This window comes from Mesobacillus sp., from assembly GCF_049588175.1.
Taxonomy (GTDB): domain Bacteria; phylum Bacillota; class Bacilli; order Bacillales; family Cytobacillaceae; genus Mesobacillus.
This window is the reverse complement of sequence record NZ_JBAVFI010000193.1, coordinates 1-15,809: the sequence shown is the minus strand read 5'-3', so window position 1 is coordinate 15,809 and position 15,809 is coordinate 1. Positions and strand designations below refer to the sequence as shown.

The following is a 15,809-nucleotide window of genomic DNA, read 5'->3' as shown; positions in this document are numbered from 1 at the left end:
ACTTTAATGGAAAAACTTCAGATTACACAGGAACAATTGGCCAAAAGGCTGGGCAAGAGCAGGCCGCATTTAGCCAACCATATCCGTCTTTTATCATTGCCTCCAAAAATTCAGCAGCACATTTCTGATGGCAAAATTTCTATGGGACACGGCAGGGCTCTGCTAGGTTTACGAAAAAAAGACCAGCTTCCTGCTCTTGTTGATAAAATTCTTAAAGAAGGCCTGAATGTCCGCCAGCTGGAGCAGCTGATTCAACAGATGAATGAAATTGTTCCACGTGAAACAAAGAAAGAAAAAGAAACAAAAGATGTTTTCATCCGTGAACGGGAAACATCGCTGCGGGAACGTTTCGGCACGACAGTTAATATCAAACAGTCCAAGAATAAGGGGAAAATTGAAATAGAGTTTTTCTCAAAAGACGACCTCGAACGGATTCTGGAACTTTTAGACCTGCAAAACTCCTAAGCTATCAAAATGATGGCTTCTTTTTTTAATCATATTTTTGGTTTTTTAATATAATAAATCTATGATTGTGTCCAAAGTGTCTTTATTGGTTGAAGATGAAATGTAATGAGTTCAAAAATAAGGAAATAAGGATAATAGGTGAAAGAAATGTTTTTACTCGGCACCATTGTAAATGGGTTATTGATCATCATAGGTACTATGCTGGGAAAGCTGCTGACCAGGATTCCTGAAAATATGAAAGGTACAGTCATGCACGGGATTGGTTTGTCTGTCATGGTTTTAGGCTTACAAATGGGTTTTAAGAGCGCTAATTTCCTGATTGTGATTTTAAGCCTTGTGATTGGGGCTGTGATCGGGGAAGCCTTAAAATTAGAAGATAAGCTTAATTCTGTAGGAGACTGGCTCGAAAGGAAGATTGGTTCCAAAGGTGAAGGCAGTATTTCGCAGGGATTTGTAACGGCAACGCTGATATTTGTCATCGGAGCGATGGCGATTATTGGTGCGTTGGACAGCGGGATCCGCGGCGACCATGATGTTCTTTATACAAAAGCAATCATTGATGGTTTTACCGCTTTAATCTTGACTACAACACTCGGTATTGGTGTTCTTTTTTCAGCAATTCCAGTCATGCTCTATCAGGGAACAATCGCTTTATTTGCCACTCAAATCGATAAATGGATCCCGCAGGCATTGATGGACAGCTTTATTCTCGAACTGACAGCAACAGGAGGAGTAATGATTTTTGCGATTGGTTTGAACCTGATTGGATTAACCCGAATCCGAGTTGCGAACCTGCTCCCTGGCATTTTGGTTACAGCTATCCTTGTAGCGGTCACTCATAGTTTTAATGGGATATAATAAGAAAAGCGCAAGCGCCTTGGTCAGCCCCGACAAACGCTGGAGCTGGACAGATAAGAAAAGGAAGGACTCATGAATGATCCTTCCTTTTTATTATTCTGCAACTGTAGGTTGTTCTGTATCAAGCTCCCAGCTTAATTTAGGCCATTCCTGTTTCTTGGGAAATTGCAAACTGCTTTCAAAGATTCCATTTGCGATTGTTTTGGCCATTTTTAATACAAGGTTCAACCTTGTATTTTGCAAAACAAAGAATTCCATGAAGCCACTTACATTCACGATGCCGGTTATATGAATATTGCCCACTTCTGGCAGATCTTTATTAACTCCTGCTCCAGGTTTGACAGGACCATTCCCTACCTGGATGGATCCGACGCTTTTCAAGCGGCCAAGACAGGCGTCTATGCCAATGATAAATGGATTGAAGTGTTTTTGTTTAATTTCAGCTAATTTTTCTTCCATATTAACGGCGTGGATTGGATCGTCAAGAGTTCCGTATACATGAAAAGGCATGATGTCCTTTTCTTCGAGCAAGGTTCCGATTAGTGGACCCAGTGAATCACCAGTTGAGCGATCCGTTCCGATACAGACAAAAACGATTGGACGAGCGGTGAAATTAGGCAAAAGGTCCAGAATTTCCGTGGCCAGCTTTCCGGCTGCCAATTCATCTTCATGGTTAATTTTCGCTACACTGCTCTTTCGCTCGAAAAAATGGTTTTTGAGATTCATTGGATCCACTCCTTAAAAATTCGTACTATCAGTATACGGACTTTTTTTGTAATCTATACATACCTGTAAACAGAAAGATTTAAACAGGGCCTTTTGGAGCAGAGTGTGCCTTTTTAGGGAATAAATACCTAATAGTTTTTAAGGGAATCATAATATGTAAAATCATTATTTTGGCTCTTTATTAAAATGTTATTGTTATTGTAAAATAATAAAATCGTTGTAATGGAAGGATTTATGGGAGCTTATAGTTTGCGAGCTAAACTCTGATTGAAGATAAAGAGAATAAAAAAAAGCCTAATAAAGTAAATGAATGAAATCTTGCGGTTTTACTGTTAGTATTTCTTTATCTACATTATAAAACTTGTTAAAATGTGAAAAAACCTCTTCTAGGTCTTTTGCATGGATGCCTTTATTTATGGAGCCATCGAATACGGAACGATCGGAGCAAACGGAAAACTGCAACCAAAGCGAAAACAGCATTTATTTAGTTCAGGCAGGTGAAATAATATTATGATAAAAGAAACAGAGACATTTTTTAATAAAGTCAGCGAAAAGCTGATGGATGAAAATATTTGGATGAGCATTGGTGAGAGTGTCCTTAAAATCATCGCCATCCTGATTATTTCGGGTTTATTGATTAAAGTGGGGAAGCTGGCAATCCATAACTTTTTTAAGGTGAGGACGAAATCTCCTTTAAGGATTTCGGAACGGCGCGAAGCAACTTTGATGAAGCTGCTTGAAAATATCCTTTCATACGCCGTTTATTTTATTTCCATTATGATGATTCTTTCTGCTTTGACAATAAATGTCCAGGCAATGCTGGCAGGAGCAGGGATCGTCGGGCTTGCTGTCGGTTTCGGCGCACAAAGCCTGGTCAAGGATATCATTACTGGCTTTTTCATTATCTTTGAAGATCAATTCTCTGTTGGAGATTATGTAAGAATTGGACCATTCGAAGGGACCGTGGAGGAAATTGGGCTGCGGACGACGAAGATTAAAAGCTTTACAGGGGAAATTAATATTCTTCCTAATGGCAGCATCGTCGAAGTCACGAATTTTTCTTTATATAACAGTGTGGCCGTACTTGATATCGGCATTGCTTATGAAGGAGATATTGAATATACCGAGAAGGTGCTGCAGGAATATCTAGATACAACGACTGCCAAATATCCCGAGCTCGTGAAGGCTCCTGAGCTTTTAGGAGTCCAGCAATTCGGCGCATCTGAAGTTGTCCTCCGTATTGTCGCTGAAACTCTGCCAATGAAACACTGGTACATTGGAAGACAGTTTCGCAAAGATATAAAGCTTGTCCTTGATGAGCATGGAATAGAGATTCCATTCCCAAGAATGGTGATGTATTCCCGTCAAGAAGGCGGGGCACAGAAAGAATTCGGAAAATAACAGGAGGGTCAGAAATTGGAGCACGAGTTTCAGCTTAATGATGTTGTTGAAATGAAAAAATCACATCCTTGTGGCACAAACAAGTGGAAAATCATCCGGCTTGGCATGGATATCCGAATTAAATGTGAAGGCTGCCAGCACAGCGTCTTAATTCCAAGAAAAGAATTCACCCGAAAAGTGAAGAAGATTTTATCGAAGCAGGAAGAATAACCCTGCTTCTTTTTTTCTGATTTCTATATTATTCTTAATTAATAAAAAATATATTTAGATTGGCTAAATAGGTAGAGATGGGGAGATGAGGAAATGGCAACAGTACATCATTCGGCTTGTCCGTTAAATTGCTGGGACAGCTGCGGCTTCCTTGTTACCGTTGAAGATGGAAAAGTAATGAAGGTTGAAGGCAATCCTGAGCATCCAATCACACAGGGAAAGATTTGCGGGCGCGGCAGGATGCTTGAGAACCGGGCAAATTCACAGGAACGATTGCTATATCCTCTGAAAAAGGCTGGAGACCGCTTTGTACAGATCTCATGGGAAAATGCACTCGATGAAATAGCTGAAAAACTTGCTTATTATAAAGAAACGTATGGCTCTACTTCTGTTCTGCATAGCCATGATTATGCCAATAGCGGGCTGCTTTCCAATCTGGACAGCCGATTCTTTAATCTTTATGGCGGTGTGACAGAATTGACAGGCTCGATTTGTTGGGGAGCCGGCATCGAGGCGCAAAACTGGGATTTTGGCGATGCCTACAGCCATGCACCTGAAGACTTGAAAAATAGCAAGCATGTTGTCATTTGGGGTAGAAATGTTGCCCGGACAAATATGCATTTATATCAAAACCTTCAGTCAGTGAAAAAGAATGGCACAAAACTATACGTCATCGATCCAATCTATAACGCGACTGCAAAGCTTGCAGATGAATATATATCAATCAAGCCTGGTTTTGACGGCCTTCTGGCTGCGGGTATTATGAAAGAAATAATGAGATTGAATTTACAGGATGAGGAATTTTTAGCAAACCATACAGTCGGATTAACTGATTTATTGGGGGTGCTAAACAGCGTTACATTGGAATCAATCAGTGAAATGACAGAGGTACCTGCAGAAATTATTACTCATCTTGCTAAAGTGTACGCTGACCGTCCAGTTTCCACCATCATGGGCTTGGGAATGCAGCGATATGAAAACGGGGGAAATACAATCAGGCTGATTGATGCACTGGTTGCAGTCAGCGGCAATATCGGGATTCCTGGCGGCGGAGCCAACTATGCAAATAAACAGGTAGGCCAAAGCTTCGCCTTCAACGAAATGACGATGCCTGAACGGAAGACCGCATCACGTACGTTCACGATGATGATGCAGGCAGAAGGCATTCTATCGGCTATCGATCCCGAAATCAAAATGGGGATTGTCACATGCGGAAATCCATTAACCCAGGTTCCGGATACAAATAGGGTAAAAGAGGCTTTTTCTTCAATTGAAACATTAGTGGTCATCGACCAGTTTATGACAGATACCGCCATGCTCGCAGATTATGTCCTGCCTGCTGCAACAGTTTTTGAAGTGGAGGATGTCTATTATTCATCCATGTACCATCATTACGTGAATCATGGGCCTAAGCTGGTTGAGCCTCCTGGGGAAGCAAGGCCTGATGCGTGGATTTGGGCAGAATTAGCAAAGCGTTTAGGCTTTGATGAGGAGTTTGATTTTACAAGAGATGGTTTCCTCGGTATGGGGTTGGCTTCGCTTGTCGAAAACGGAATTACCCTTGATAAAATCCGAACGGAAAAATTCGTGGAGCTCCCTGTCAATAAAATTCCGTGGAGTGATCGTCATTTTAAAACGCCGAGCGGGAAATACGAATTTACTTCTTCGAAAGGGAATCTATCGCTGTCACTTCCGACAGAAACGAAATGGACGAATCCAGATCTGGCAAAAAAATATCCATATACTTTTTTGACCATTCATCCCTTGCGTTCCAACCATTCACAGCATTTTCATCTGTTTGAGCCTGCTCCATATGTAAAAGTAGAAATCGCCGAAAGCGTCTCGGTTGAAAAGGGGCTCAAAAACCAGGATCATGTTCGTGTGTGGAATGACCGTGGAGAAATTAACGGATATGTCTCCATAATGAAAAACGCCCATCCCGGGACTGTGAATATTGATGAAGGCTTGAGCGCAAGGTTTGGCGGATCGGTGAACCAGCTTACCTCAAGCAGGGAATCGGATAATGGCTTAGGAAGCACTTTGTATGATTGTCTTGTTAACATTGAAAAAGTAGATGAGTAATAAGGGATGCCGCACTTTACGAAGAGTGCGGCTTTTTTGTGCTTGGCGCAAGGGCTGATAGGCAGCCTTTATTGGTTTTATAATGAACGAAAAAGGATACCAGACGGGTGTATCTTATTGGTGCCGGAAATTAGCCGTAAGAAGAAAAAAGGTGACCGATGAACCTTATAGGAGACCACATTAGTAGAGAAAGCAAGAAAATTGGTTCAGATAAACAAATGCTCTAACCAAGAATCGAATTCTGTTTCTATGATCAAGGGTTTCCTTTTACAAGCTTGTCTTTTCCCTTCGTAATCTCTATAATTGTGAGAGGCAAAATCGTTTAGGTGATTCTAGCTTGAATAGATATTTTTTAATATAGAGGAGTGACATGGATGGCCTTAACAGCAGGTATTGTTGGACTTCCTAACGTAGGGAAATCAACCTTGTTTAATGCAATTACACAGGCTGGTGCTGAATCAGCAAACTATCCGTTCTGTACGATCGACCCGAACGTAGGGATTGTTGAAGTTCCTGATCATCGTTTAAATAAATTGACTGAGCTGGTACAGCCGAAAAAGACTGTACCAACAGCTTTTGAATTTACTGATATCGCCGGGATTGTTAAAGGCGCGAGCAAAGGTGAAGGACTCGGCAACAAGTTCCTTTCACATATCCGCCAGGTAGATGCAATCTGTCAGGTAGTGCGCTGCTTTGCAGATGACAATATTACACACGTTGCAGGTAAAGTAGATCCTATATCTGATATTGAGGTTATTAACCTGGAATTAATCCTTGCTGACCTTGAATCAGTTGAAAAAAGAATTGGCCGTGTTGAAAAGCTTGCTAAGCAAAAAGATAAGGAAGCAGCTATCGAATTCCCTATTTTAGCTCGCCTTCGCGAGGCATTTGAAGCGGAACAGCCTGCTCGTGCCGTGGAATTCACAGATGAAGAAATGAAGATTGTTAAACACCTTCATTTGCTAACAATCAAGCCAATGCTATATGTTGCAAACGTAAGTGAAGATGAGGTTGCAGATCCGAATAACAATGAATTCGTCCAGAAGGTCCGCGAATTTGCAGCAAAGGAAAATGCTGAAGTAATCGTTATTTGCGCGAAGATTGAAGAAGAGATTGCTGAGCTTGAAGGTGAAGAAAAAGCGATGTTCCTTGAAGAGCTTGGTATCGAAGAGTCAGGTTTGGACCAGTTGATCCGTGCAGCGTATAGCCTGCTTGGACTGGCTACTTACTTTACTGCTGGTGTGCAGGAAGTCCGCGCTTGGACGTTCCGCCGCGGCATGAAGGCTCCTCAATGTGCTGGCGTAATCCATTCAGACTTTGAGCGCGGCTTTATCCGTGCAGAAACAGTCCATTATGATGACTTGCTTGCAGCAGGCTCAATGACAGCTGCCAAAGAGGCCGGAAAGGTTCGACTTGAAGGAAAAGAATATGAAGTGAAGGACGGAGATATCATCCACTTCCGTTTTAACGTTTAATTGTTAAAGCCCTGCGGCGTAAACCGCGGGGCTTTCATCGCTTTTATCCAAAAAAGGTATCCATATAGTTAATATACTTGGACATAAATACGAACGTATGTTAGTATTTAGTTATAGATTAACCAATGCTATAAATGAAATGTTACATCCTTTTTCATAGCATTGCTTTTGAAAAAAAACTATGATATAATTTCAACTTGTGAGTAATTAAACAATTATTCCTTGCCCTGTAATGGGGCCGTCAGACCAAAAGGAGGTGACAGTGATGAGAAAGTACGAAGTTATGTACATCATCCGCCCAAATATTGAAGAGGAAGCTAAAAAGGCTCTAACTGAGCGTTTCAGTGGAATTTTAACAGATAACGGTGCGGAAGTTTCAGAAGCTAAAGATTGGGGCAAACGCCGTCTTGCTTATGAAATCAATGATTTTCGTGATGGCTACTACCAGCTTGTAAAAGTAAATGCTGAGCCAGCTGCAGTTGAGGAGTTCTCTCGTCTTGCAAAGATCAGCGAAGATATCATTCGCCACATCGTAATTAAAGAAGAAGAATAATATAAATTTGACATATACTTTCAGCTGTAAATGTTTCACGTGAAACAGTAAGGCTGAGGGGAAGGAGTTGATTCTGATGATGAATCGTGTCATTCTTGTCGGCCGTTTGACTAAGGATCCTGAATTACGCTTCACACCGAATGGAGTTGCAGTTGCTACTTTTACACTTGCGGTAAATCGTGCATTTACCAACCAGCAGGGTGAAAGAGAAGCCGACTTTATTAACTGTGTGGTATGGCGCCGTCCTGCTGAAAATGTTGCTAACTTCCTTAAGAAGGGCAGCCTTGCTGGCGTAGACGGACGTGTACAAACTCGCAGCTATGATGGACAAGATGGTAAACGTGTTTACGTTACAGAAATTCTAGCGGAGAGCGTTCAGTTCCTTGAGCCAAAAGGTCAAGGTCAAACTTCAGCAGACAGAGGGGATAATAACTATTCCCGTCAAAATGATCAGGGTTCCCCATTTGGGAATCAGAATCAACGCCAAAACCAAGGTTATACAAAAGTAGATGAAGATCCATTTGCTGGTGGCGGCCAAATCGACATTTCAGATGATGATCTTCCATTCTAATATAAACTCGGACTTTTATTAAAAAAACAAGGAGGGAAATGACCATGGCAATGGGTGGACGCAGAGGCGGACGTGCAAAACGCCGTAAAGTTTGCTACTTCACAGCAAACGGAATCACAAAGATCGATTATAAAGAAACTGATCTTTTGAAAAAATTCATCTCTGAGCGCGGTAAGATTTTACCACGTCGTGTAACTGGAACTAGCGCTAAATATCAGCGTAAATTGACAGTTGCGATCAAACGTGCTCGTCAAATGGCATTACTGCCATACGTTTCAGGCGAATAATGATCGGATCATAAAAGGCAGCGGGGTATTCCCGCTGCCTTTTATATTAGGTTTTTGTACCTCTGCCTGCACTTCGGTTGATTGTCCCGTGCTTTGTAGCTAAAATAGTGCTTATGGGTTAGTTTTTTATCTTGCAAAAGTCCTTACAGATTTTCAGCTTTAAGGCACTTGCGTATTTCCGCTAAGGGGTGAATTATGAAAAATACATACAGGCTGACAGAAGGAGCCATATTGCTGGCAATCTTTGCTGTTATGCTGCTGATTACTTTATATATTCCTGTACTTAGTCTTGTCATTAATTTCTTCTTGGCATTGCCATTTTTGTTCTTTGGAGCAAAGCATGATTTGAAAAGCACCGCGGTGTTTACTCTGGCTGGAGTCCTGCTGTCCATGATTCTCGGTTCATTTTTAGCGATACCGCTCGCTCTTGCTTACGGCACTACTGGTGCGGTAATGGGGTATATGGTCAGGAACGGGAAAAGCAGGCTGGCCGTTTTTATGGCTGGTTCTATAGTGTTTCTTGTTAATATCGTAGTGCAATATGCAGTATCAGTAGTGCTTTTTAAAATTAACTTTATTGACGAACTAATGGATACATTCCGTTTGTCAATTGATCAGTCGATAAAAATGCTTGAGCAGTTTGGTCAATCGCCGGATGAAAAAATGATCAAGCAATTTGAATCCATGATTGACTTAATGGAAACGTTGGTACCTAGCATGTTTGTGATGGCATCTTTCCTGCTTGTGTTTGTCATCCAGCTTGCATCTTTTCCATTTTTGAAGCGATTTGGCATAAATGTTCCTAAGTGGCGTCCGTTCAGAGAATTAGCCTTGCCAAAGAGTATTTTATGGTATTATCTTCTCACAATGCTTGCAGCGATGCTGATGAGGCCGGAGGAAGGGACTTATTGGTTCTGGGTTATTGCTAATCTTACGTTCATTCTCCAGATGCTGATGGTTCTTCAGGGTCTATCTTTTATCTTTTATATCACTCATGCTAAAGGGTATCCTAAGGCTTTGCCAATCGTCGTCCTCGTCCTTTTATTCCTTCTGCCTTTTATTCTTTATATTGTCAGGATATTAGGTATAATTGATTTAGGATTTGATTTAAGAAAACGTCTTGGAGAGAAGAAGAAGTAATCAGAAACTACTGCTTTAGGAGCTGAGCACATGCCTTCTTATATAGAGAGGCGGCAAATACGTTATCCATTATATGGATTGATGGCCGTAATACTGGTGCTTATTGGAGTGCTGTCCTACTATAATTGGATTATAGGGGCAGCAGGATTCATTCTCACCGGCCTGTTGATATATCTTATTTTTCAAGTGAACCATAAAATGAGACGAGAAACCGAAGAATACATTTCCACTTTGTCGTACAGGGTCAAAAAGGTCGGCGAAGAAGCGCTGATGGAGATGCCGATTGGGATCATGCTGATCAATGACGATTATTATATTGAATGGACCAACCCTTTTATCGCTTCGTGCTTTCATGAAGATACTCTTGTCGGGAGGTCTTTGTACGATGTGGCAGATGCTGTCATCCCATTGATTAAGCAAGAGGTTGAAACGGAGATTATATCCCTGCACGACCGTAAGTTCAGAATCATCCATAAGCCGGAAGAACGGCTGCTCTATTTTTTTGATGTAACCGAGCAGGCTGAAATAGAGAAAATGTATCATGATGAGAGAACAGTCATTTCCATCATCTATCTCGATAACTACGAGGAATTGACACAGGGAATGGATGACCAGACCAAAAGCAGCTTGAATAGTCTGGTGACTTCCATTTTGAATAAATGGGCAACCAATAATGGTGTATTCCTTAAAAGGGTTTCTTCTGAAAGGTTTATCGCTGTTTTCAGTGAGAACATCCTTCATTTGCTGGAGAAGGGCAAGTTTACGATTTTGGATGAAGTAAGAGAAACGACTTCTAAGCAAAATGTTCCGCTAACTTTGAGTATTGGCGTCGGAACGGGTGTTTCCTCACTTCCTGAGCTTGGTTCACAGGCGCAATCCAGCCTCGACCTGGCATTGGGCCGCGGTGGAGACCAGGTCGCAATCAAGCAGCCAAATGGTAAAGTAAAGTTTTACGGCGGTAAGACGAATCCTGTTGAAAAACGGACCAGAGTGAGGGCGAGGGTCATTTCCCATGCTTTGAAGGAATTGGTTGTTGAAAGCGACAAAGTATTGATCATGGGCCATAAAAATCCTGATATGGACGCAATTGGATCTGCAATCGGAATTTTGAAAGTTGCCCAGATGAATAAGCGAGAAGGATTTATTGTTTATAATAAAAACGAAATAGATACGGGCGTACAGCGTCTGATGGCTGAAATCAAACAAAATGAAGAGATGTATTCACGTTTTATTTCACCGGAACAGGCGTATGAAATCGCAACTGACGATACTTTGCTTGTCGTGGTAGATACTCATAAACCATCATTGGTAATCGATGAAAGGCTAATGAATCGGATTGAAAATGTCATTGTCATCGATCATCACCGCAGAGGAGAAGAATTCATTAAGAATCCTCTTCTTGTCTATATGGAGCCATATGCATCTTCTACAGCAGAGCTTGTGACTGAGCTGCTTGAATACCAGCCGAAGAACGGCAAAATTCAAATGCTGGAGGCAACTGCATTATTGGCAGGAATCATCGTTGATACAAAAAGCTTCACATTAAGAACGGGAGCACGTACTTTTGATGCAGCTTCTTACTTGCGAAGCCACGGGGCGGACACCGTTCTTGTCCAAAAGTTTTTAAAAGAAGATATCAATACGTATATCAAAAGAGCAAAAATTATCGAGAATGTTTATTTTTACAGAGACGGCATTGTCATTTCAAAAGCCGAGGAGGATGTATACTGTGACCAGGTGCTGATTGCTCAGGCTGCAGATACTCTCTTGACTATGGATGGGGTAACAGCGTCTTTCGTCATCTCTAAAAAGACAGACCATACAATTGGTGTCAGTGCCAGGTCACTTGGCGGAATCAATGTCCAGGTGATCATGGAACATCTAGAAGGCGGAGGGCATTTAACAAATGCAGCCACCCAATTATATGACGTGTCCATAGAAGAAGCAGAAGATATGGTTAAAAACGCTATCACTGAATATTTAGAAGGGGGACAAAAAGAATGAAAGTAATCTTTTTGAAGGATGTTAAAGGGAAAGGCAAAAAAGGCGAAATCAAAAACGTAGCTGATGGATATGCGCATAACTTCTTGATCAAGCAAGGCTTGGCCGTTGAAGCAAATCAGGGTGCGATGAGCTCTTTGAATGCCCAGCAGAAAAAAGAAGAGAAAATGGTACAAGAGGAATTGGAACAAGCTAAAGTTCTTAAAGAGACTCTTGAAAAAGTAACAGTTGAACTGACTGCAAAATCCGGAGAAGATGGCCGTTTATTTGGATCCATCACGAGCAAGCAAATTGCTGATGAGCTGCAAAAAGCACATGGCATCAAACTTGATAAGCGTAAAATCGAGCTTCAGGATGCCATCCGAACACTTGGATACACAAAGGTTCCAGTCAAGCTTCATAAGGAAGTTCTGGCTACATTGAATGTCCATGTAAAAGAAGGAAAATAATTTACAGTTCCATATAGTCATAAACATGTTAAAATAATATAGTTACAGAAAAATGGTGATCGGTAATGGCTGGTCACTTTTTTCTGTTAAAAAAGAGAGAATTCCTTTTGTAAGGGGGCAAGCAGATGAGTGAGTTATATGCGGATCGACTTCCGCCACAAAATATGGAAGCGGAACAAGCAGTGCTTGGTGCGATTTTTTTAGAACCATCAGCTTTGACTCTTGCTTCAGAAATCTTAATCCCTGAAGATTTTTATCGAGTAGCCCACCAGAAAATCTTCAATGTCATGTTGGACTTAAGTGATAAGGGAAAAGCGATCGACTTAGTGACAGTGACAGAAAATCTGGCATCCTCCAAGTTGATTGAAGATGTGGGCGGCGTAAGTTATTTAAGTGAATTGGCTGCATCGGTCCCGACAGCAGCAAATATAGAGTATTATGCTAGAATTGTAGAAGAAAAATCGTTATTGAGAAGGCTGATCCGTACAGCTTCTGGCATCGCCGAAGATGGCTATATGCGCGAAGATGAAGTTGAAGCTTTGCTTGCTGAAGCGGAAAAGAGCATCATGGAAGTTGCCCAGCGTAAAGGCGCAGGAGCCTTCCACAATATTAAAGATGTCCTTGTAAGGACTTATGACAATATTGAAGAAATGCATAATCGTAAAGGCGATATTACAGGACTCGAGACTGGATTTACCGAGCTCGATAGAATGACAGCAGGTTTCCAGCGAAATGATCTGATCATCGTTGGTGCCCGTCCTTCCGTGGGTAAAACAGCCTTCGCACTTAATATTGCCCAAAACGTTGCTAAGAAAACGGGAGAAAACGTAGCAATCTTCAGTTTAGAGATGGGTGCAGAACAGCTAGTCATGCGTGTTCTTTGTGCTGAGGGCAATATTGACGCGCAAAGGCTGCGTACTGGTTCCCTGACAGACGAAGACTGGGGAAAACTGACGATGGCAATGGGCAGCCTGTCAAACTCAGGAATTTTCATTGATGATACTCCCGGTGTCCGAATCACTGATATTCGATCAAAATGCCGCCGCTTAAAGCAGGAGCATGGGCTCGGTATGATTATGATTGACTATTTGCAGCTGATTCTGGGAAGCGGACGTGCTGGCGAAAACAGACAGCAGGAAGTATCTGAGATTTCACGTTCACTTAAGCAATTGGCCCGTGAATTGCAGGTCCCAGTCATCGCACTGTCCCAGCTATCCCGTGGGGTGGAACAGCGACAGGATAAGCGTCCGATGATGTCTGATATCCGTGAATCCGGATCAATTGAGCAGGATGCCGATATTGTTGCTTTCCTGTACCGTGATGACTATTATGACAAAGAATCAGAAAACAAGAACATCATTGAAATAATTATCGCCAAGCAGCGTAACGGCCCGACTGGCACCGTACAGCTTGCTTTTGTAAAAGAATATAATAAATTCGTCAACATCGAGCAGAGGTATGATGAATCGTACGCTCCACCAGGGGCATAATGAGAATTAATCCGTATTGGATTAGTTCTCTTTTTTTTGGCTTATTATACAAGTCTGTTGATTTTCGTTCCAGGCGCTCGCTTTCCGCGGAAGAATTATGATAAAGCCCAACTGCCGGCTTTTTCATAAGCAAATTCTTCTAGGGGCTGGCGCTAAGCATCCTCGTCGCTTCACTCCTGCGGGGTGCAAATGATCTATGGGATCATTTCACCTTGGTCTCACCTGTCCAGCTTAGCCCGCAGGAGTCAACGCGCCTTCCACTACAATCAACAGGGTTTTAAAAATCAACATTCAGCTTTAACAGACCTTTTTTTACATAAAAATGATTTGTGTTCATAAATGGTTTTGGAGATATTCACGAACGAATAATTGTAACATAAATAAAATGTTCGTGTTTAATTGACTTTTTACTTAAAAAGCTGGTAAACTTTATATGTTTGAAACGGGATTGAATTCACCGTATACCTTTGGAGGTGCTTTTTATATGTCATCAGTAGTAGTAGTAGGAACACAATGGGGAGACGAAGGAAAAGGGAAGATTACTGATTTCCTTTCTGAAAATGCTGAAGTAATTGCCCGTTACCAGGGTGGAAACAACGCTGGACATACAATAAAATTTAATGGCGAAACATATAAACTGCATTTAATTCCATCTGGAATTTTCTATAAAGATAAAATCAGCGTGATTGGCAACGGTATGGTCGTTGACCCAAAAGCACTTGTTAAAGAACTTGCTTATCTTCATGACAAGGGTGTGACCACTGACAACCTGCGTATCAGCAACCGTGCACATGTAATCCTTCCTTACCACCTGAAGCTTGATGAGGTCGAAGAGGCTAGCAAGGGTGCAAATAAGATTGGTACAACTAAAAAGGGCATTGGACCTGCTTACATGGACAAGGCTGCACGCATCGGTATCAGAATTGCAGATCTGCTTGACCGCGAATCTTTCGAAGAAAAGCTTACACGCAACCTTGAGGAAAAGAATCGCCTTTTTGAACGAATATATGAAACAGAAGGCTTCAAAATCGAAGACATTCTTGATGAATATTATGATTATGGACAGCAGATTAAACATTACGTCCAGGATACATCCGTAGTATTGAATGATGCACTTGATGATGGCCGCCGTGTGCTGTTTGAAGGTGCTCAGGGTGTGATGCTTGATATCGACCAGGGAACATACCCATTCGTTACTTCTTCCAACCCAGTTGCTGGCGGCGTTACAATCGGTTCAGGCGTAGGTCCGACTAAGATTACTCATATTGTTGGTGTGTCAAAGGCTTATACCACTCGCGTTGGCGATGGCCCATTCCCAACAGAGCTTGATAATGAAATCGGCCACCAAATCCGAGAAGTAGGACGCGAATATGGTACAACAACGGGCCGCCCGCGCCGTGTCGGGTGGTTTGACAGTGTCGTTGTCCGCCATGCCCGCCGCGTAAGCGGAATTACTGACCTATCTTTGAATTCAATTGACGTGTTAACAGGAATTGAGTCACTCAAAATTTGCGTAGCGTACCGTTACAAAGGTGAATTGATTGAAGAGTTCCCAGCAAGCCTGAAAATGCTGGCAGACTGTGAGCCAGTGTATGAGGAGCTTCCAGGCTGGACAGAAGACATCACTGGCTGCAAAACCCTAGACGAGCTGCCAGAGAACGCTAGACACTACCTGGAGCGCATTTCACAGCTAACAGGCATTCCATTGTCTATCTTCTCAGTAGGACCAGATCGCACACAGACAAATGTCGTGCGCAGTCCTTGGAGATCTTAATATATTTATACCCCCGTCCTAAATAGAGCGGGGGTTTCTTAATTTTATATAGGAAGGGGGCGCATCGGAACTTGGCAATTTTAAAAAAAGTTTAAGTTTAGATAGAGATCATAGTGGAAAAAATAATAATTTCCAGTTCGCGGGATTTCGACAAAAACTTGCGGTATTTTGAGATTTTTCGCGGAATAAACCTTCATTTTCGCGGAATAGAATTGTCTAAAAAGACTTGAACATTAGAAAGAGATTTATTCAGCCCACCTAAACGTATTTTTTAAGTATAATTTCTCCTCTATCTGAATCAAAAGTTATAAAATTTTACTCTACAGG

At 41.9% G+C, this 15,809-nt stretch carries 15 protein-coding genes; 14 read left to right on the top strand and 1 reads right to left on the bottom strand.

From position 1 onward, the window contains the following. Together WB217_RS04880 and WB217_RS04875 are read left to right on the top strand one after the other, a co-directional pair. Positions 1 to 465, top strand: a 465-nt coding sequence (locus WB217_RS04880; RefSeq protein ID WP_423991181.1) for a ParB/RepB/Spo0J family partition protein, incomplete at its 5' end; no start/stop codon positions are given. A gap of 147 nt (positions 466 to 612) precedes the next feature. After that, on the top strand, positions 613 to 1,323 hold the full coding sequence (locus WB217_RS04875; protein WP_423991179.1) for a DUF554 domain-containing protein: 711 nt from the start codon (positions 613 to 615) through the stop codon (positions 1,321 to 1,323). A gap of 93 nt (positions 1,324 to 1,416) precedes the next feature. Here the strand turns inward: WB217_RS04875 and yyaC are convergent, their stop codons facing one another. Further along, the gene (gene yyaC, locus WB217_RS04870; protein ID WP_423991177.1) at positions 1,417 to 2,049 is read right to left on the bottom strand and encodes a spore protease YyaC; all 633 of its coding nucleotides are present in this window, start codon (positions 2,047 to 2,049) and stop codon (positions 1,417 to 1,419) included. Positions 2,050 to 2,559: 510 nt separating this feature from the next. On the opposite strand from yyaC, the gene WB217_RS04865 reads away from it, so the two are divergent. The 12 genes from WB217_RS04865 to WB217_RS04810 all read left to right on the top strand — a co-directional run bounded on the left by WB217_RS04865 (position 2,560) and on the right by WB217_RS04810 (position 15,482). Next, positions 2,560 to 3,450, top strand: coding sequence for a mechanosensitive ion channel family protein (locus tag WB217_RS04865; protein ID WP_423991175.1), 891 nt, complete (start codon positions 2,560 to 2,562; stop codon positions 3,448 to 3,450). 15 nt (positions 3,451 to 3,465) lie between these two features. Further along, a complete protein-coding gene (locus tag WB217_RS04860) occupies positions 3,466 to 3,660 on the top strand; it encodes a DUF951 domain-containing protein (RefSeq protein WP_229366285.1) in 195 nt (64 codons plus the stop codon). A 93-nt stretch (positions 3,661 to 3,753) separates the two neighbouring features. Next, a complete protein-coding gene (locus tag WB217_RS04855) occupies positions 3,754 to 5,742 on the top strand; it encodes a molybdopterin-dependent oxidoreductase (protein WP_423991173.1) in 1,989 nt (662 codons plus the stop codon). Positions 5,743 to 6,116: 374 nt separating this feature from the next. Then, positions 6,117 to 7,217, top strand: coding sequence for a redox-regulated ATPase YchF (ychF, locus tag WB217_RS04850; protein ID WP_423991171.1), 1,101 nt, complete (start codon positions 6,117 to 6,119; stop codon positions 7,215 to 7,217). A 265-nt stretch (positions 7,218 to 7,482) separates the two neighbouring features. Next, complete coding sequence (gene rpsF, locus WB217_RS04845; RefSeq protein ID WP_423991169.1) at positions 7,483 to 7,770, top strand: 30S ribosomal protein S6; 288 nt, start codon at positions 7,483 to 7,485, stop codon at positions 7,768 to 7,770. 76 nt (positions 7,771 to 7,846) lie between these two features. Continuing rightward, positions 7,847 to 8,341, top strand: coding sequence for a single-stranded DNA-binding protein (ssb, locus tag WB217_RS04840; RefSeq protein ID WP_423991167.1), 495 nt, complete (start codon positions 7,847 to 7,849; stop codon positions 8,339 to 8,341). Positions 8,342 to 8,391: 50 nt separating this feature from the next. Further along, a complete protein-coding gene (gene rpsR, locus WB217_RS04835; protein WP_125482101.1) occupies positions 8,392 to 8,628 on the top strand; it encodes a 30S ribosomal protein S18 in 237 nt (78 codons plus the stop codon). 195 nt (positions 8,629 to 8,823) lie between these two features. Continuing rightward, positions 8,824 to 9,768, top strand: a complete 945-nt coding sequence (locus WB217_RS04830) for a YybS family protein (protein ID WP_423991165.1) — start codon at positions 8,824 to 8,826, stop codon at positions 9,766 to 9,768. A gap of 30 nt (positions 9,769 to 9,798) precedes the next feature. Further along, positions 9,799 to 11,772, top strand: coding sequence for a DHH family phosphoesterase (locus tag WB217_RS04825; RefSeq protein ID WP_423991163.1), 1,974 nt, complete (start codon positions 9,799 to 9,801; stop codon positions 11,770 to 11,772). Beyond that, positions 11,769 to 12,218 carry a 50S ribosomal protein L9 gene (rplI, locus tag WB217_RS04820; RefSeq protein WP_423991161.1) on the top strand — a complete coding sequence of 150 codons (450 nt, stop codon included), beginning with the start codon at positions 11,769 to 11,771 and terminating at the stop codon, positions 12,216 to 12,218. Before WB217_RS04825 ends, rplI begins: the two co-directional genes overlap by 4 nt. Positions 12,219 to 12,343: 125 nt before the next feature. Continuing rightward, the gene (gene dnaB / locus WB217_RS04815) at positions 12,344 to 13,708 is read left to right on the top strand and encodes a replicative DNA helicase (RefSeq protein ID WP_423991159.1); all 1,365 of its coding nucleotides are present in this window, start codon (positions 12,344 to 12,346) and stop codon (positions 13,706 to 13,708) included. Between the two features lie 484 nt (positions 13,709 to 14,192). Further along, positions 14,193 to 15,482, top strand: a complete 1,290-nt coding sequence (locus WB217_RS04810) for an adenylosuccinate synthase (protein ID WP_423991157.1) — start codon at positions 14,193 to 14,195, stop codon at positions 15,480 to 15,482. Positions 15,483 to 15,809 lie beyond the last annotated feature (327 nt).

What these genes read in the sequence shown, in the direction of transcription:
- WB217_RS04875 (WP_423991179.1), top strand. Translation starts at nt 613, where the DNA reads ATGTTTTTACTCGGCACCATTGTAAATGGGTTATTGATCATCATAGGT.
- yyaC (WP_423991177.1), bottom strand. Translation starts at nt 2,049, where the DNA reads ATGAATCTCAAAAACCATTTTTTCGAGCGAAAGAGCAGTGTAGCGAAA.
- WB217_RS04865 (WP_423991175.1), top strand. Translation starts at nt 2,560, where the DNA reads ATGATAAAAGAAACAGAGACATTTTTTAATAAAGTCAGCGAAAAGCTG.
- WB217_RS04855 (WP_423991173.1), top strand. Translation starts at nt 3,754, where the DNA reads ATGGCAACAGTACATCATTCGGCTTGTCCGTTAAATTGCTGGGACAGC.
- ychF (WP_423991171.1), top strand. Translation starts at nt 6,117, where the DNA reads ATGGCCTTAACAGCAGGTATTGTTGGACTTCCTAACGTAGGGAAATCA.
- rpsF (WP_423991169.1), top strand. Translation starts at nt 7,483, where the DNA reads ATGAGAAAGTACGAAGTTATGTACATCATCCGCCCAAATATTGAAGAG.
- ssb (WP_423991167.1), top strand. Translation starts at nt 7,847, where the DNA reads ATGATGAATCGTGTCATTCTTGTCGGCCGTTTGACTAAGGATCCTGAA.
- rpsR (WP_125482101.1), top strand. Translation starts at nt 8,392, where the DNA reads ATGGGTGGACGCAGAGGCGGACGTGCAAAACGCCGTAAAGTTTGCTAC.
- WB217_RS04830 (WP_423991165.1), top strand. Translation starts at nt 8,824, where the DNA reads ATGAAAAATACATACAGGCTGACAGAAGGAGCCATATTGCTGGCAATC.
- WB217_RS04825 (WP_423991163.1), top strand. Translation starts at nt 9,799, where the DNA reads ATGCCTTCTTATATAGAGAGGCGGCAAATACGTTATCCATTATATGGA.
- rplI (WP_423991161.1), top strand. Translation starts at nt 11,769, where the DNA reads ATGAAAGTAATCTTTTTGAAGGATGTTAAAGGGAAAGGCAAAAAAGGC.
- dnaB (WP_423991159.1), top strand. Translation starts at nt 12,344, where the DNA reads ATGAGTGAGTTATATGCGGATCGACTTCCGCCACAAAATATGGAAGCG.
- WB217_RS04810 (WP_423991157.1), top strand. Translation starts at nt 14,193, where the DNA reads ATGTCATCAGTAGTAGTAGTAGGAACACAATGGGGAGACGAAGGAAAA.